Below are 16,366 nucleotides of genomic sequence, written 5' to 3'. Positions count from 1 at the left end.
GCTGTTCCTCGTCGAGGGCCATACCGATGCGATCGGACCCGCCGGCTACAACCTGCTGCTGTCTGACAGGCGGGCCGAGTCGGTGGCGCTGGCGCTCACCGAGTATTTCGGTGTTCCGCCGGAGAACATGGTCGTGCAGGGCTATGGCGAAAGCCACCTCAAGATCCCGACCCAGGAGGCCGAACGCCTGAACCGGCGGGTCGCCGTGCGCCGGATCACCACACTCGTGCGGCAGTACTGAGGTTGACTGGCTTCCCGGGTCCCATCCCCGCATCGCGCCTCTCGCGCCTGCCGGGGATGCGCCCGGAAGCTGATCCGCGTTGTGCCATCCGGTCGGCAAATGGTCAGTCTGGAACACACGGATGGCCATTTGCCGAACATCTACAGGCGCGGGGCCGGCACAACGCGTGGCAGCTACGGCGGCCGTTGTCGAACCGACGGCCCTCACCCCCGTGTCGATGAATTCAACACCGAGATCATTGTTTCCCGCGACGCGCTGCTTGCCACCCTCGGAAAGACCCGGGCGTCGCCGGTGCGATTTTCGGCTTCATTCTCGACGCCGGGCGCTGGGAAATCCGCCAGTTCAAGTCGGAAGTCTTTCAAATGACGAGCTTAATTCCCCCCAATAAATCCGGCGTGGTTCAATGAACGCTATCGTCATTCACGTCAAACGCATTCTTATAATCCTTGCCGCGTGCCTCGCCGCTGCAGTTGCGACAAGTGTTCATCTTGCGGCGCAGGATAACCCGGCGCTCTGGTATGAAACCGAAGCAATCAATCCGGGCCTTGAAGCGCCGCCGAACGTTGTGGATCGAAGCTCCCCACGCGTCGCACTCAGAAGCTTTCTCGAGCTTGCCGAGAAGGGCGATCTTGAAGCCGCTGCGCACGTCCTGAACCTGTCGAACCTGCCAAAGGACGAACAGAAAACGCGTGGATCGACGCTTGCGGCTAAACTCGAGTCGACCATTGATCGCAAACTCTCGATCAACTGGTCGAGCATACCACCCGAACCCGATGCGCGGACCTCCGACAGCGCGAACGGTCATGATGTATCACAGCCTCGGCGGGACTACCTCCTCGGGGAACTCGAAGTGGACGGGCAAATCTACGCCATTCGCCTCGGCCGTTATGCCGCAGAATCCTCGGCCGACGAAGCCGCCAACACAGTCTGGCTCTTCTCGCCCGACACGGTCGACAGTGTTGACCTTCTTTACGATGCTTTCGGGCCAAGAGCCTTCGAGGCCTACATTCCCGAAGCGATGAAGGCAGAACTCGGCTGGCTTCGGCTTTGGGAGTGGATCGCACTGCCACTGGTGGTCGCCATCTTGACACTCGTCGGCTTGCTAACCTCAAGACTCATCGGCCTGGGTAGACATCTGTCCGATGAACGCGTGCTCCGTCGCGCATTCGAGCGCGCGGCGCTACCATTGTCGCTGGTGGTAGCGTCAGTGGCGGCCCAGTGGCTTCTGGGCTTCGTCGTTTCCTTTTCGGAGGCCGCGACCGCTGTCATCACACCGACGCTGGTTATGCTGGTTGTTGTCGGTTTCAGCCTTGCCGCGCTGCGTGTTATCGATGCACTGCTCGACCATGTGACCCGACGATACTTGGGCGACAATTACGATTCCCCTAACTCGTCTGAACGCGAGTTCTACACTTCGATCTACGCCCTGAGGCGGATCATCCTGGTTGTCACGGTCGGATTCTCGATCATTTTCGTGCTGATGCAGTTCAACATTTTCGCCGACATGGGCCTCACGTTGCTTGCTTCCGCAGGCGTTTTGACGGTGATTCTCGCAATTGCGGGGCAAACCACGCTCGGCAATATCGTGGCTTCTCTGCAGATCGCGATTGCGAAGCCTGTACGGATTGGCGACAGCATACATTACGAAGGAGCCTGGTGTATCGTTGAGGCGATTTTCTTCACCTTCATCCGGCTGCGCACATGGGATGAGAGACGGATCATTGTGCCGGTGAAATATTTCGTGTCGTATCCCTTCAAGAACTGGTCGGTCGTCGATGAACGCGTGCTTTGTACGATTCGGCTTGTTCTCGATCCAATGGCCGAGGTGGCTGCCCTGCGCGACAAGTTCAACGCGATCGCCAAAGCCGACCCCGAGGTGGTCGAGCACGACAAGCTTGCGGCCTATGTCACTGACCAATCTTCAAACGGGCTGACGATCGAATTCTACGCAATGGCTCCAGATCCCTCTACCGCCTGGTCAATTGAAATGCGCCTGCGAGAAGAGCTTGTGAGTTTTGTGCGCAGGGAACACCCCGAGTGGTGGTGGCGCGAACGCTTCCTGGAATACAGCAGATGAGAAGCCACGAGGAAAATTACACCCAAAAGCTGGCGACGGCGTAATCAGGTGGTGGCATGATGCCCTCCCTGACGGCAATCTCCTGATCGATCTCTGGCACGCAATTCGCGCCATCGGGCATTCGCCAGTTTCCCTGCCCCGGCATCATCGGCCCGCTATGGCGAGCCGGGTTCCCATGCCGGTGTAGCCTTTGGTCTTGCCCGTGCGGTGAACCGAGTGAGCGCGGGCATCAGCGGCTGCGGGAGCGTCGGTTTCTGTCGAGATCCCGCCCGGACACTGATCCATGTTGTGTCGTTTGATCGGCAAATGACCTAGACATCTGGAACACACGGATGGCCATTTTCCGATCATCGAACAGACGAGGAATCTATGAACCAGACCATCCATATCGTCGGTGCGATCGATCCATTTCTGGAGATACAGAATGAATGACACCCTGAAGTCGGCCAAGAAAGCCATCCCTTCCCCTGACGAGCTCAGCCAGCAGGTCGAGGATCTGCGGGCCGACCTGATGAAGCTCGCCGCAACGGTCAGGGACGACGTGTCCGAAGGAATCGACAAGGCCGGGCGACAGATCAGCCAGACCAGCCGGGACGCACAGGCCACGGCCACCAATGCAGTGATCAACCATCCCATGACAGCAGTCGGGGTTGCCGCGGGGGCCGGGTTCCTGCTCGGCATGATGGCAAGGAAGGGCTGAGTTGTCATGACATCGCCGCATTCATCGCCGCGAAGATGACCACCCCGGCGATGAAGCCCAGCACAGCGGACTCGCGCACGCCCCGACGGAGCCTGGGAAACCATCCGGCGCGATATGGCGGGGTCTGGTGATACGGTGGAGAGCTGCGCCGCCCCGGCCTGCTTCGGGTCCGATACCAACGGCATGGCGGATACGACAGGTTTGACGGTTAGGACCGACCATATTCAAGGCGGCTATCGGTCGCGCTGACACAGGTTAGTTCCGTGCGAGCGGCAACCTGCGTAGATGCTTCACTTGGTGCCCTCCGCAAGCCTGTTTCTGCGGTCTGTGCCGAGTGGTGCCGCCACCAGATAGGGATCCTCGGGCCGTGGACAACAATCGCATCAAGGGGAGAGTCAAGCGGGCTGGAGGCTCCATCAAGGAAAAACTGGGCCAGGCGTCAGGCGACTAGTCTCTCGAGCTTGAAGGCAGGTCCAGCCAGATCGACGTGGCGTTTCAAGCAGGCATTCGGCAAGGCGATGGACGCCCCGCGCAAAGGGTGATCGTGCTGCCGGATTGTCCCGCCGCGTCTTCCCTCGCGCGGCGGGACCACTCAATTTCAAACCGGGACAAAGGACAGCACCATGCTCGGCACCATTCTCATCATCATTCTCGTTCTGATTTTGCTCGGCGTGTTTCCCACCTGGGGCCACAGCCGGTCCTGGGGCTATGGGCCCAGCGGCGCAGTCGGGGTCATTCTGGTGATCTTGATCGTTCTTGTACTCACAGGGCGCATCTGACGGCCTGACCGGCGGGCGCTCTCAGTGCCGGCGGACGGAATTGCCGCCGGCAAGAATGCCGTTAATCAGCGCGGCCACGGCCGCGTTCAGGGCATCTTTGTCGCCCGCCGGAACATTCTCGTGCGCCGCCGCCGCATCCTTGAGAACGCCCAGGATCTCCCTTTCAGGCAGAATCTTGTGATCGTTCAGCGCAAGCAGCAGCGATTCACAGATGGCCAGCGCGGCGGTTCCGGCAATATCGTCGGGAATAGACATGGTCGGGTTCACTTTCATCTCTGGGTAACCGAACCGGCACCGACTGGTCGGAACGTTTCACGAGTATAGGCGTTATCTGCTATACTGGACTGATGCAGAGCAGCCTGAGGCATCCATTTTCTCAATTGCCTGCAATCGGCGAACATCCTGATGCAGGTGCCGTATGGAAACCCGAACGCTGACCCTGGATAGCCCGCTGACACGAAAGCTCTCGGCCTTCGTCGCGCTATCGGACTCCGACCAGGAAACGCTTTTGCATTTTTACCGGCGACGTCGCAGATTTCAGCCCGGTCACGAACTGATCCATGAGGGGCAGACAAAGGCATCGGCCTACATCCTGGCTGAAGGCTGGGCCTGTTCCTACAAGTTGCTGTCGGACGGCGAGCGGCAGATCGTCGACTTCCAGATACCGGGCGATTTCCTGGGCCTGCGCAGCATCCTGTTCCGCACCTCGGATCACGGAATCGAGGCCATAACCCGGATCGAGGCGTCCGAAGTGCTCCGATCCGACATTCTGGATGCTTTCGCACACGCGCCGCGGCTTGCCACTGCCGTCCTCTGGGCAGCCTCGCGGGACGAGGCGATGGTCGTGGAACATCTGGTCAATCTGGGCCGACGCTCGGCCGAAGAGCGCATGGCGCATTTCCTGCTCGAACTCGGGGCGCGGCTGCAGCTGGTGGGTCTGGGCGACAGGACAGGTTTCGATTGCCCCCTGACGCAGTATCATCTTGCCGATGCCCTGGGCCTGAGCGCCGTGCATGTGAACCGCGTTCTTCGTCACATGCGCGAGAATGGCCTCGTGACCTTCCGGAATGGGCGTGTGGCATTCGACGATTTCGCCCGCCTTGGTGACATCGCGGGTTTCGACATGGCGTATCTGGATCAGGAAGGGCCGCGGCTGCGCTGAGGGCGCCTCTTGGCGCGGGTTCCCTTGCCGAAAAGGCGTCGTCATGCGTCACATGTCGATCATGCGAGTGCGTGCCTGGCCGCTTCGGGCTCACGGGTGCATTCGCCGCCATTCTTCTCCGTATGCGCCTTCTCGACCGTCTGGGAATGCTTCAAGCGCCGCGTCCTTCCTGGGGCCGGCCGGAGCCTTGTTTCAGGCCGCTTCGACCGACTTCATCTTGTCGGACGTGCCTGGCATCGAAGATCTGGCATCCTTGGCCTCGGTCCCTGGTGGGTTTGCCCGAATTGACGAAGCCTCCCTGCCGGGTTGCAGCAGAGCCCGGTTGCCGGACGGGGAAGCTTCGCCATCACTCGGAACAAACGACCGGCGGTGGAATATGTTGCCGTCTCGAGAAGCATACCCGGATACAGCGCGGGCGAGACTGATGCAGGTTGGTCACTGAAAGATTTTATGCGCCCACACACCGGTATCGCGAAAGAAACGGGACGGGAGCGGGGTGAACCCGTCCCGTCCCATGGCTGCGGGTGTCGAGTGCGCTCAGCTGTTCGGTATGATCACGATCTCGACACGGCGGTTCTCGGCGCGGCCTGCAGCGGTGGTGTTGGTCGCGATCGGCTCGTAATAGCCACGCCCCGTCACCGAGATCCGCGATGCCCGTGCCCCGTAGGCGATGAGCTGCCGCGCGACCGAAAGCGCCCTGTCCTGGCTCAACTGGTTGTTATGGGCCGCCGTGCCCACATTGTCGGTATGGCCGATGACGCGGACCGTGGAGTTGGGATACCGCTGCAGACTTTCCGAAACCGCCCTCAGTGAGGGCCGGAACGCGGGATCGACAACCGACGATCCTGTGCGGAACGTCACCGTTTCGGGCAGGATGACCCTGAGGTCGCTGCCGGTGTTCCTGATGTCGGCGCCCGTGCCGGCGAGAGACTGGCGCAACTCGCGCTCCTGTGCGGCCATCTGTGCACCGATCGCACCACCGGCCGCAGCACCGATCGCGCCACCGATCAGTGTCGCCCGGGTATCCCCGCCGATGACCTGCCCGGCTGCCGCCCCGGTCAGCCCACCTATCATTGCACCTGTTACGGGCTGATTGGTCGTCCCGTCAGGATTCGTGCAGCCAGCCACTATCAGCGCCGCAGCAACAACGCCGATCGAAATCGTCTTTCCATGATAGCCCATAACGCCGTCCTCTCATGAGGGATCCGCAACGCACCGGCGAAGCGATCTGCCCCAAACTGAACGGATAATGACATCATTCACCGCAATACATCCTGATCTGCGTTAGGCCGAAATCACCTGATCGGCGGGCGTACTCGGTGCGACCTGGCTGACGGCAATCCGATCCGCGACAGGCTCAGGATTTCATTCTTGCTTGGGCCGCCAGTACCAACATGGATCAGTGCGGACATGGGCCAATCGATCCATCATGACACCTGGTAACCGAATCTCCGGTTGCTGAAAGTCTTTTCAGGCATCTGCACAAATGAGCAACGGACAAGCCCCCGATCTGTCCAATGCTTGTACGCCGCGGCGCTGGAACAGACGAAAGGATCAAGCCATGAATACCAAGATTTCTCTGGGCGCTACCACCATTGCCGGCCTGCTGCTGGCCACAGCCGCGTATGGCGAAACCACGGCAACAGCTTGGACCGACCTGAACCTCCGCGTCGGCCCCGGCCCCACATACGAAATCGCGACGGTCATTCCGGAGTCGGAAGCCGTGACAGTCGACGGCTGCCTCGAAGCCTCCAACTGGTGCCGGGTCAACTATGACGGCGTCGATGGGTGGGCTTCGGGCGAATACCTGACCACCCTGATCGACGATGCCCCGGCTCCGATCTACGCCAACCGCGACCGCATCGAGATGCGTACCGTTACCTATGAGGATTCGGGGGCAGCGACGGCCGTCGGGGGGGCCACTGGCGCAGCCGCCGGCGCGATGATCGGGGGTCCGGTAGGCGCGCTCATTGGCACGGCGATCGGCCTGGGAATCGGAGCCTCGGCGACTCCCGACGAGCGGGTGACCACATATGTTCGAAGCAATCCCGTCGATCCGGTTTACCTGGACGGTGAAGTGGTCGTTGGTGCCGGTATTCCCGAGGGGGTCACACTGGCGGAAGTGCCCGAAAGCGAATACTATTACGGCTACGTCAATGGCGTGCGCGTGATCGTGAAGCGCGATGATCGCCGGATCATTCACATCGTTCGTTGATTTAGACTGCTGTCATCAACAGTTTTCTAAAAAACCTTCCCTCGACAGAGCTTTAAAAAAAAGAGGCACCCCCGCAACAGCTGTCGCGGGGGTGATCATTTGTGGAATGGACGAGCAGAACGCGCCGCATAACGGCTAATCGATACCGCCATATCGTTCAGCGTCAGATGGAGACTGATATATTCCCTCATGGCTGTTCTCCATTCGATGCTTGGGCCATGGCGTCCAGTCGTGATCCCCTGCTGTCATATCGGGAACAGCCGCCCTCCAAGAAATTGGTTGGTGTTCAGGGGCAGCCCGCTCCCGCGATTACCCCATGTAGAAGCCTGTTCATACACGCCTCCCCCAGGCATTACTCGAAAAGAACCAAAAGAAAACGGAACGAATTGCACTGGCGAGCATTTCTATCCTGTTGGATGAGCACGCGATCGGCTGTCGATCTGCTTCTCGCTGACGAAGGTTTCAAGGAGATTTCCGAATGAAAAAGCTACTTTCAACCACGGCCCTGGTGGTCGCACTCGGCTTCCCGGCCGTGACGCTGGCTCAAACGGCGCCCCCCGCCAATCCTGCAACTCAACAGCACAATGCGGCAATGGGCAGCTTTCTCGCCGAGCGCAGTTCCTCGGACCTGTTTGCTTCCGACCTGCTCGGGCATGATGTCTATGCGCGCCGCGTCCAGGGCGACACGACGGCGTCCGGAGATCGCGCGTCAGTGAACGCGGATGGAACGCACGATCTGGCGATGATGAACCGCGCCGAACTGGAGAACATGGAAAATATCGGCCAGATCAACGAAGTCGTTCTGTCCAACGATGGTCAGGTTCGTGCGATCGTGATCGGCGCCGGCGGCTTTCTCGGAATGGGCGAGCACGAAGTGGCGGTGACGATGGATCAGGTCACCTTCGCGTCCGATTCCGACGACCGGTCGCAGATGTACATTGTGGTGAATACCGGGGCGGACATGCTGTTGGACGCTCCTGCATATGACCGCACCGCGGCGCGGGCTGATCGTGCAGAACGCACCGATGATACTCGTAACGACCAGGCTGCGCGGACCGGCGCTGCTGAAGTTCGCGATGAAACCCGTACCGAGCGGACCGCGTTTGCGGCACCCGAGGTCCAGCGAGATGGCTACAATCGGGTTGAAGTAACGGATGTCTCGACCGAAATGCTCATGGGCGAGAATGTCTACGATATCAACGACAACGATGTCGGCTCTGTCACGGACATGATTCTCGATGGTGACGGTGCAATCACCAATGTCATCATCGATTTTGGCGGCTTTCTCGGCATCGGCACGAGCCAGGCCTCGCTGCGCTTTGACGAACTGACGATCTTGTCGACCGAGGGCTATGACTCGGTGCGTCTCTATGTAGATGCAAGCAAGGAACAGATCCAGGAACTGCCGCAGTATTCGGCCGCGAACTGATACTTCGGGACGTTTCAGTATTTTTCGTTGCGGCCCACGCAGCGATGATTTGACCGACACATCCTGAGACAAGCTGACGAAAGAGGCCGCACAAGTGATTGTGCGGCCTCTTTCATTTCAACGCTCAGGCGGCGGGGTCAGCCGCCGGTGTGGTGCGGCATCGCCTTGAGCTTTTCCTTGGTCGTGTCCAGGTGGACGCGCACGTCAGAGCCATTGGTCTGGCGCAGAACGGTCAGCTGGTTGAACGGCAACAGAACGGAATGCGCGCCCAAGCCAAGAAACCCGCCGACATCGACCACGGCATCGGTGATTTTGCCGTCTGTGCCGACCTTGAGTGAGCTGATCGCTCCGATGGTCTCGTCATTGCGGCCATAGACGGTTGCGCTATCGACGTCCGAGGTCGTCAGATCGTGCGTTTCCGCCCGGTCATAGCCATTGCGAACGAACCCGAAGGCGCCGTCACCTGAAGCTCCGTGCTGTGTGGTTGGTGTATGTATCATGAGATTCTCCTTGATCCTTCTAGGCCGGGATCGCTGGCAGCAGGTGCCCCCTGCAGGGTCGTGACCGCAACCCGAAGCGTCATTACCTCTTGTCGTCTTGCGCGGCAGGGTCCGCTTCGGGTTGCGGTCACATGGAAATAACTCCGGAGAGGTCGCGGGCGTTCCAACCTGAACTGGTCTCAGGCGGATTTCCCCATGAAGAATCGGAGCATGTGAGTCGAGGCGTCTGGCCCCTTTCTGTCGGTATAGGATCCCGCCGGTCGCCCGCCGGACCAGGCGTGCCCCGCGCCATCGATCATCCAGAACTCGACCAGGGTGGTGCCGTCAGCTCCGGCATATTCGCTGCGGGCATATTCGCGCCCGCCTGCCGAGCGGTTGTCAGTTCTTGTCGGCACCACGTCATCCCCGACCGCCGCCGCAACGATCATCCCGGCATTTGAGGGGTGGACGGTTCTGTCGGCCGCACCTTGAAAGATGATCCGCCGAACCGGGAGTGCGCGCGCATCGACGGCCGGTATGGAACCCGTGGAAGCTGCGCCGCTGCGCATGGTTGACATCGCCGAGACCACGTCGTGCGCCGACCCGCGGGCAAGGCCGGAATGAATTCCCGCCGCCGAAAAGACCTCCGGATAGAGGTCCGCCAGGATCACGGCCATCGCGCCGCCGGCAGACAATCCGGCCACGAAGACGCCGTCGCGGCGGATGCCGAACTCTCGCATCAGCTTTCGCGTCAGCGAGGCCAGAATGGCAGGCTCGCCCACGCCGCGGTGCTGATGTGTCGGCCGGAACCATTTCCAGCACGACGCCCTGTTGAAGCGGCTTCTGGTCTGCGCCGGATAAGCGACGGCGAGGCCATGCTTTTCGGCCAGTGCGTTCATGTGGGTGCCGATGGCAAAATCATCGGGGTTTTGCGAGCAGCCGTGCAGCATCAGGATCAGGCCCTTGGGTCGCCTCGGCCGGCTGGCGGGCAGATAGAGCTTGTAGCCGCGTGATCCCGCAGCGCTGCGATGCCAGCGGGCCATATACTGCGCACCCGTCGGAATGCGCGGCGTGGCTTGGCGCCCGGTCGGCCGGCCGACGGCCCCGCCCATCAGCGGTTGCGCCGCGCGCAACTGCTGCACAACGCCCCCCAGCGACCGACCCACCTTCGGGCCCCTGGCCTTGCGCCGCTTGGCGCCCTTTGGCGCCTGGTCTGCAAACGGGGCAAAGGCCGCGTTGATCATGACTTCCGCCATGCTCTTCTGCAGATTTCGGACAACCTTGAACTGATTATGTGGATCCATCATTCGGGTTGTGCGGCGCATCGTGGCCGCGAAGCTGGGTGACATGAGAAAGTCCTTGAAAGGAGGCGTACACCCTCGACAATCGAAGGAAATGCGCGCGCTTAGGGTACGAGTTCCGAAACGCGCCGTGGCCGCTTCTCGTTCCAAGCATCATCCGGTGCGTAGGGCAGAAGCCGCAAGGAAACCCGATCGCATCCCGCACCGCGCCCCTGCGTCAAGCGCTTTCGAGGCCGGCCGCAATCGCGAGCCGGACCAGCGCGGGAAGGGAGTTCACCCCGGTCTTGCGCATCACTGCGGCGCGATGGTTCTCGACCGTGCGCTGATTGATCCCCAGATCGGCCGCGATGATCTTGTTCGGTGCGCCTTTCAGAACGCGCGCCATTACATCGCGCTCGCGCGGCGTGAGATCCGAAAACCGGTTCTGCGCGGCCTTGCGCGACTCGGACTGCGCGTGGTCATCTTCGCGCGCCTCGATTGCGTGGCGCACACTGGCCAGCAGGTCGGCGGCACTTGCCGGTTTCTCGATCAGGTCCGACGCCCCGGCCTTCAGCGCGGCCACCGCCATGGCGGCGTCACCATGGCCGGTCAGCATGACGGCGGGCAACTGCAGCTCCTCGGCCCGCAGCTGGGCGATCAATGCCACACCATTCATGCCGGGCAGACGGTGATCGACCAGAAGGCAGTGGTCCCCCTCGGGTCGCGGCAGGGCAAGGAAATCTTCGGCCGAGGGATATGTGGCAACCATCCAGCCCTCGGCCTCGAAGAGGCGGCGCATGGATTTGCGGATCATCGGATCGTCGTCGATGACATGCACAGTCGTGCTGGACGCCTCAGCGCGTCGGACGGTCCTGGTCTGTGCAGTCCGGGCCGTGAGCATCAGATCGGAAATTTGCGCCAGGAGAACCTCGGGCATCACCGGCTTGGAGACCTGCTGATAATCAGCCTTGGCTATGTTCTGCAGTGTCGCGGTGGAAATGTCGCCGGTCAGTATGATGGTCGGCAGCTTGTCGCCCAGAACGTCCGGCAGATCCTGCGCCAGTTGCAAGCCGCTGGCGCCTCCGCGCAGGTCGAAATCCGTCAACAGAAGATCGGGCCTGGCGACGTCGCCACTGGCCCATGCCAGCGCATCCTTGGCATTGGTATGGGTAATGACCGTGTGCCCCTCCTTGGTGAGAACCTCCGCCAGCAGATCCTTCAGCTGCTCCTCGTCTTCGACCACTAGGATCGTTCCGGTCTGCCGCTGTATATCGGTCAGCTCGGACACCATGTTCGGGTCGGGCCGGTCATCGCGATCTGCATCGACAACCGGCAACGTAATCATGAAGGCCGACCCCTTTCCGGGATTCGAACGCACAGCGATCGGATGCTCCATAAGCTGTGCAAGCCGCTGAACGATTGACAGCCCAAGCCCGAGGCCACCTTCGGCAAGCGCGGGGGCCTTGTCACCCTGGTGATAGGCGTCAAAGATGGTCTTGGTTTCCGACGCCGCCACCCCGATGCCGCTGTCGCAGACATGAATGGTCAAATGCTCGCCGCGCCGCCGGCACCCCAGCAGGATGCCGCCCTTGGGCGTGTATTTCAGGGCATTGGACAGCAGGTTGCGCAGGATCTGCTCCAGTAGCTGCGGATCAGTATGGACCCAGGCCTTGCAAGGCACGAACCGCAGTTTCAGGTGCTTGCGACTGCAAAGCGGGCCGAATTCATCCACGAGGCGCTGCATCAGCGGGACGAGGGGCACGGGGCGCATCTCCGGCCGGACGACGCCGGATTCGATCCGGTTCCTATCCAGCATCGAATCCAGCATCGCTGTCATGGAATTCAGCGTCTGATCCAGAAGCTTGGCCAGACGGACGCCTTCGGTCGATCGCTTGTTTCGGGTCAACAGATTATGCAGCAGCGCCATCGATTGCAGCGGCTGGCGCAGGTCGTGGCTGGCGGCGGCGAGGAAGCGTGATTTCGCTCTGGTCGCCCGGTCGGCCTCGTGCATTGCGGCCTCCAGGGCCGCATTGTTCCGTTTGCGTTCGGTGATGTCATTATAGGTGACCACGACGCCTTCCACACGCCCGCCCTCGGCGCGGTAGGGCTGGACCCGGCGCAGAAACCAAAGCCCCCCGCCCCCTTCGATTTCACGCTCGATCGGGTCGGAAGACTCGAGCACCGTGCGGGCGTCCTGGGTCAGGTCGTCATCGCGGGACACAGCTGCAAGGTCTGCAAGGGGGCGGCCGATATCGCTCGGGATCACGCGGAAAATTTCACGTGCCGCAGGGGTGAAGAACCGGATATTCAGGTCCATGTCCAGAAACAGCGTGGCAATGTCGGTGCTGAACAGCACGTTCTGCAGGTCATTGGCGGTGGTGCGGTGCCGTTCCAGCGTTTCCTGCAACTGGCTGTTGAGCGCGGTCAACTCCTCGTTGAGCGATTGCAGTTCTTCTTTCGAGGCCAGCAATTCTTCGTTGGTGGACTGAAACTCCTCGTTCACCGAAAGCGCTTCGGCGGAATCGGCGGCATGTGCCTCGACCTCCTGTTCCAGATCGCGCAAGGCGTCGTGCAGGTCGCTGCGCGTGGCCTCCAGTTCGGCCTCGAGATTCGAAGCGCGGTCCGTCTTCTCGGTCTCCGATGCTTCTGAGCCAGCGCCCTGGCCCGGACGCGGCGTATCGACAAAGCAGGCCAGCAATAACGGCTCTTTCCCCGCCGAAACGGTGTGAAATTCGATGTTGAAGCCGGTGCCGCCGGTAAGGCGGCCGCCTGATACGGTCACGAAGGGGTTCGATGGGTTGCACGATGACACCGCCGCGCGAAACCGTGCGCGCAGGGCTTTGGGCAACATTCCCAGAACACCAGGATCGGGGTGGCCCTGGGTAATCTTCAGGTACTTTTCGGTCGGCCCGAGCAGATACAGAACGTCGAGCCGGCTGTTCAGCAGCACGGCGGCGGGGGCATAACGTTCCAGCACGATCCGGCGGCACAGTTCGGCCAGCGTGCTCCGCCCCACGGGCGTGGGGGAGGGTGTTGGCGACGCCTCCTCGCGCTTGCCGGTCACGAAATGCAGATCGCCAGGGCGGCTTTGCCCGACGCGGCGCCAAAGCCGTGCTTTCTTGTCCTCGACGGCAAAGCAGTCATCGCTCTGCCCCGGCATCTCCGCAGACCCCAGCAGTAACAGCCCGCCCGGGCGCAGTGCAAAGCAGCAGCGCGCGATGACGCGCTTCTGCGCGTCCGGCCCCAGATAGATCAGAAGATTGCGGCACGACACCAGGTCGATCCTGGAAAACGGCGGGTCCGACAGCAGGTCCGCCACAGTGAACACGATCACGTCCCGCAAGGCCGAGGTGACCCGCCAGCCGCCTTCTTCGGACACGAAGAACCGGGCCAGACGTTCGGGGGACACGGCGGTCTCGATCTCCTTGGGGTAGAACCCCGCCCGCGCCGTCGCGATGGCGTCAGGGTCGATATCCGAGGCAAGGATCTGCAATCGCGTGCCCGTCCCGGCCTTGTCCATGGCCTCAAGGCAGGTCATGGCGATGCTGTAGGCCTCTTCGCCCGTGCTGCACCCGGCGACCCACACCCGCAGCGGCCGATCGGCCGGCAATTCCGCCAGTAGGTCGGGAATGGCCTTTTCGGTCAGGTGGTCAAACACCAAAGGGTCGCGAAAGAAGCTGGTGACATGGATCAGGAGGTCGGCCAAAAGCCGGGCGCGTTCCTCGGCATCGGATCGAAGCATGTCCAGATAGCGCGCCGTCTCGTCCGGCCCGAGGCCGACAATGGCCATGCGGCGGGCTATGCGACGCTCCAGGGTTCCACGTTTGTAGAGTGCGAAATCCTGGTCGGCATGTTTGCTCACATAAGAAAGCAGGTCGTCATAGTCGGCCGTGCGCGCAGGATCGTCGCGGGGGGCGGTGTCGTCGCGCCGCGTGGGTGCGTCGGTTTCCGGCGCTGAGTCTTCCGACGCCTCCCCCCAGAACTCTTTGAGCGCGCCAATCATCTGGTCGATGCGCAGAACCTGTGCCACGGAACCGGTGCCAATGGCGCTTTCGGGCATGCCCGAGTAGGTTGCCTCCTTGGGGTCCTGTGCGATCACCAGCCCGCCGGCGGCATCGACCTCGGCAATGCCCAAGCTGCCGTCGGTGCCCGTGCCCGACAGGACAACGCAGGCCGCCTGTGCGGCCGCATCCTTGGCAAGCGACCGCAGCAAGACATCGAACGGAAGCCGCACCGCCTTGCCGCCTTCGGGTTCGGACAGATGGATGACCCGATGGGCAACGGTCAGGAAAGCGCCCGGCGGGATGACATGCACGACCCCCGGTTGCAGCGCCATGCCTTCCGACGCCTGTACAACCTTCAGCCTTGTGTGGCGGGCGAGCAGATCGACCATCATGCTGTCGTGCGACGGGTCGAGGTGCAAAATCAGAATCAGCGCGGCCGGCACATCCCCGGGCATGTCTTTCAAAAGCGCGCGACAGGTTTCCAGCCCGCCGGCAGAGGCGCCGACGGCAATGACTCGCAGGTCTGATTGCGCTCCGTGTTCAGACATGACCTTCTCCAATGAGCGCTGACTGCCGTTCTGGCGTGAGTTTTCTCATGGGGCAACCAGAATATGATCCTCGGCATCACTTGGTCACACAAATCACAAATAACAAGATTCAGCACCGCCGAATACTCAATTGACCGGCACGCTGCGGGGCCCTCGAGCTGCCACGCGCCGAGGGTATGAGTAGATTCCGTCGCTACTCACCAACTCCCAAAAAACGTAACTTCGAATCACTGAGGCACCGTGAGTCACGAGTGTCTTACAAGACTGGAGGGCCAGGCCGACGATTAGTGAAACGGGAACCCCACTCCCCCTTCCCACTTCACTATTCGGCGGGCGATAAAATCCGGCTCTCCAGTCGACTTTAAAAATGTTCGCGCGCCAATCAGCGGCGCGGTGACGGCACATCAACTGATCGACCCATCCGTCAAAAAACAGGGACCGTCGAGTTATGCCCGGCTTCGCATCGATATCTACACCACTCATCGCCTGGCTTCTCGGAGCACCGCTTTTCGTCGTGCTCATCATCGCTTTGCTGCTGTGAGATCCTGAACCGCGTCAATCCACTTCCGTACGTCACGGAGAAAGGAATCCAAGATGCCCAAAGAAAACCAGTCGGAACTCTTCATACGCTCGCTCACCGAAGCAATTGAAGCTGACCGCTTGATAAACAGAGCAATCCGAGCGCTGCGAAGCAAGGAACGCACGGAACGCTTCATGGAGCTTTTCTGGTCAGACCTCAACAATGCCATGCGCACGCTCGACCCAGTGGACCGCGTTCCGCACCGCGGGGCGGCGAAAACTCAAGATCTACGGGTCAACTAACGCCGCCTCACGCTCCGACCGGGGCCAAGGCTGCCGCTGCTATCCATTTTCCCTCATCTGGAATTTTCGCAGCCAGCGTATCGCGCAAATGCCAGCACACATCTCACAGGAGAGACACCCATGACGATCGAAACCCTTGACGACCTCTTCCTTCACACCTTGAAGGACGTTCTTTACGCCGAGCGCAAAATTCTCAAGGCACTTCCAAAAATGGAGCGCAAGGCGACTGATCCGAGTCTGAAGGCAGCATTGTCGTCGCACCGGGATGAAACCGAAGACCATGTCGTGCGGCTTGAAGATGTGTTCGAAAGCCTTGGCAAGGCGGCCCGCGGTGCAAAATGCGATGCAATGGTCGGCCTGGTCGAAGAAGCCGAGGGTTTGATGGCCGATATCGATGACGCCGAGACGATGGATGCCGCGCTCATCTCGCTTGCGCAAGCGGTCGAGCACTACGAGATCGCGCGCTACGGCACATTGGTCGCCTGGGCCAGGCAACTCGGCCATCCGAAGGCGGCAGCACTCCTGAAATCAACGCTGGATGAAGAGTATGGCGCCGACCGGGCCCTGTCGAAGCTGGCCGAGAAACGCCTGAACGCTGCCGCAGCAGCTTGATGCGCACCCTGATGGTGG

General features: G+C 61.2%; 14 protein-coding genes. 9 read left to right on the top strand and 5 right to left on the bottom strand.

All coding sequences use genetic code 11. From position 1 onward, the window contains the following. The 4 genes from DQ229_RS11860 to DQ229_RS11845 form a co-directional block, all read left to right on the top strand. The coding region (locus DQ229_RS11860; RefSeq protein ID WP_155326509.1) for an OmpA family protein at positions 1 to 241 on the top strand (241 nt) is incomplete at its 5' end. Positions 242 to 644: 403 nt separating this feature from the next. Further along, entirely contained in the window at positions 645 to 2,318 is a 1,674-nt protein-coding gene (locus DQ229_RS11855; RefSeq protein ID WP_114966473.1) for a mechanosensitive ion channel family protein, read from the top strand. A 424-nt stretch (positions 2,319 to 2,742) separates the two neighbouring features. Beyond that, the gene (locus DQ229_RS11850) at positions 2,743 to 3,018 is read left to right on the top strand and encodes an ElaB/YgaM/YqjD family protein (RefSeq protein ID WP_114966472.1); all 276 of its coding nucleotides are present in this window, start codon (positions 2,743 to 2,745) and stop codon (positions 3,016 to 3,018) included. Between the two features lie 623 nt (positions 3,019 to 3,641). After that, complete coding sequence (locus DQ229_RS11845; protein WP_114966471.1) at positions 3,642 to 3,797, top strand: DUF3309 family protein; 156 nt, start codon at positions 3,642 to 3,644, stop codon at positions 3,795 to 3,797. A gap of 21 nt (positions 3,798 to 3,818) precedes the next feature. Here DQ229_RS11845 and DQ229_RS11840 read toward each other — a convergent pair whose 3' ends face one another. After that, positions 3,819 to 4,070 (bottom strand): hypothetical protein, encoded by a 252-nt coding sequence (locus tag DQ229_RS11840; RefSeq protein ID WP_420796867.1) that lies wholly within the window; start codon positions 4,068 to 4,070, stop codon positions 3,819 to 3,821. A 145-nt stretch (positions 4,071 to 4,215) separates the two neighbouring features. Between DQ229_RS11840 and DQ229_RS11835 the strand changes: the two genes are divergently transcribed. Beyond that, complete coding sequence (locus DQ229_RS11835; RefSeq protein ID WP_114966470.1) at positions 4,216 to 4,959, top strand: Crp/Fnr family transcriptional regulator; 744 nt, start codon at positions 4,216 to 4,218, stop codon at positions 4,957 to 4,959. A gap of 537 nt (positions 4,960 to 5,496) precedes the next feature. Here the strand turns inward: DQ229_RS11835 and DQ229_RS11830 are convergent. Beyond that, the gene (locus DQ229_RS11830; RefSeq protein ID WP_114966469.1) at positions 5,497 to 6,141 is read right to left on the bottom strand and encodes a YiaD family glycine zipper/OmpA-like lipoprotein; all 645 of its coding nucleotides are present in this window, start codon (positions 6,139 to 6,141) and stop codon (positions 5,497 to 5,499) included. A 379-nt stretch (positions 6,142 to 6,520) separates the two neighbouring features. On the opposite strand from DQ229_RS11830, the gene DQ229_RS11825 reads away from it, so the two are divergent. Both DQ229_RS11825 and DQ229_RS11820 read left to right on the top strand, forming a co-directional pair. Further along, on the top strand, positions 6,521 to 7,174 hold the full coding sequence (locus DQ229_RS11825; RefSeq protein WP_114966468.1) for a DUF1236 domain-containing protein: 654 nt from the start codon (positions 6,521 to 6,523) through the stop codon (positions 7,172 to 7,174). A gap of 478 nt (positions 7,175 to 7,652) precedes the next feature. Continuing rightward, positions 7,653 to 8,603, top strand: coding sequence for a PRC-barrel domain-containing protein (locus DQ229_RS11820; RefSeq protein WP_114966467.1), 951 nt, complete (start codon positions 7,653 to 7,655; stop codon positions 8,601 to 8,603). A 137-nt stretch (positions 8,604 to 8,740) separates the two neighbouring features. Here DQ229_RS11820 and DQ229_RS11815 read toward each other — a convergent pair whose 3' ends face one another. The 3 genes from DQ229_RS11815 to DQ229_RS11805 all read right to left on the bottom strand — a co-directional run bounded on the left by DQ229_RS11815 (position 8,741) and on the right by DQ229_RS11805 (position 14,914). Next, positions 8,741 to 9,103, bottom strand: a complete 363-nt coding sequence (locus DQ229_RS11815) for a PRC-barrel domain-containing protein (RefSeq protein WP_114966466.1) — start codon at positions 9,101 to 9,103, stop codon at positions 8,741 to 8,743. Positions 9,104 to 9,282: 179 nt separating this feature from the next. Further along, complete coding sequence (locus tag DQ229_RS11810; RefSeq protein WP_238381059.1) at positions 9,283 to 10,338, bottom strand: extracellular catalytic domain type 1 short-chain-length polyhydroxyalkanoate depolymerase; 1,056 nt, start codon at positions 10,336 to 10,338, stop codon at positions 9,283 to 9,285. A gap of 262 nt (positions 10,339 to 10,600) precedes the next feature. After that, positions 10,601 to 14,914: a chemotaxis protein CheB gene (locus DQ229_RS11805; protein ID WP_114966486.1), complete on the bottom strand. Its 4,314-nt coding sequence runs from the start codon at positions 14,912 to 14,914 to the stop codon at positions 10,601 to 10,603. 594 nt (positions 14,915 to 15,508) lie between these two features. On the opposite strand from DQ229_RS11805, the gene DQ229_RS11800 reads away from it, so the two are divergent. Both DQ229_RS11800 and DQ229_RS11795 read left to right on the top strand, forming a co-directional pair. Further along, on the top strand, positions 15,509 to 15,736 hold the full coding sequence (locus DQ229_RS11800; RefSeq protein ID WP_114966464.1) for a hypothetical protein: 228 nt from the start codon (positions 15,509 to 15,511) through the stop codon (positions 15,734 to 15,736). Positions 15,737 to 15,856: 120 nt separating this feature from the next. Continuing rightward, complete coding sequence (locus tag DQ229_RS11795; RefSeq protein WP_114966463.1) at positions 15,857 to 16,348, top strand: YciE/YciF ferroxidase family protein; 492 nt, start codon at positions 15,857 to 15,859, stop codon at positions 16,346 to 16,348. Positions 16,349 to 16,366 lie beyond the last annotated feature (18 nt).

Origin of the sequence: Alkalilacustris brevis (assembly GCF_003350345.1) — a bacterium.
Lineage (GTDB): Bacteria > Pseudomonadota > Alphaproteobacteria > Rhodobacterales > Rhodobacteraceae > Alkalilacustris > Alkalilacustris brevis.
Note: the sequence above shows the minus strand (reverse complement) of the source record. Positions and strands in the feature narration are given on the sequence as shown.

Bases quoted from the DNA above. Each gene is read 5' to 3' on its own strand.
- DQ229_RS11855 (WP_114966473.1), top strand. From the start codon at position 645: ATGAACGCTATCGTCATTCACGTCAAACGCATTCTTATAATCCTTGCC.
- DQ229_RS11850 (WP_114966472.1), top strand. From the start codon at position 2,743: ATGAATGACACCCTGAAGTCGGCCAAGAAAGCCATCCCTTCCCCTGAC.
- DQ229_RS11845 (WP_114966471.1), top strand. From the start codon at position 3,642: ATGCTCGGCACCATTCTCATCATCATTCTCGTTCTGATTTTGCTCGGC.
- DQ229_RS11840 (WP_420796867.1), bottom strand. From the start codon at position 4,070: ATGAAAGTGAACCCGACCATGTCTATTCCCGACGATATTGCCGGAACC.
- DQ229_RS11835 (WP_114966470.1), top strand. From the start codon at position 4,216: ATGGAAACCCGAACGCTGACCCTGGATAGCCCGCTGACACGAAAGCTC.
- DQ229_RS11830 (WP_114966469.1), bottom strand. From the start codon at position 6,141: ATGGGCTATCATGGAAAGACGATTTCGATCGGCGTTGTTGCTGCGGCG.
- DQ229_RS11825 (WP_114966468.1), top strand. From the start codon at position 6,521: ATGAATACCAAGATTTCTCTGGGCGCTACCACCATTGCCGGCCTGCTG.
- DQ229_RS11820 (WP_114966467.1), top strand. From the start codon at position 7,653: ATGAAAAAGCTACTTTCAACCACGGCCCTGGTGGTCGCACTCGGCTTC.
- DQ229_RS11815 (WP_114966466.1), bottom strand. From the start codon at position 9,103: ATGATACATACACCAACCACACAGCACGGAGCTTCAGGTGACGGCGCC.
- DQ229_RS11810 (WP_238381059.1), bottom strand. From the start codon at position 10,338: ATGGCGGAAGTCATGATCAACGCGGCCTTTGCCCCGTTTGCAGACCAG.
- DQ229_RS11805 (WP_114966486.1), bottom strand. From the start codon at position 14,914: ATGTCTGAACACGGAGCGCAATCAGACCTGCGAGTCATTGCCGTCGGC.
- DQ229_RS11800 (WP_114966464.1), top strand. From the start codon at position 15,509: ATGCCCAAAGAAAACCAGTCGGAACTCTTCATACGCTCGCTCACCGAA.
- DQ229_RS11795 (WP_114966463.1), top strand. From the start codon at position 15,857: ATGACGATCGAAACCCTTGACGACCTCTTCCTTCACACCTTGAAGGAC.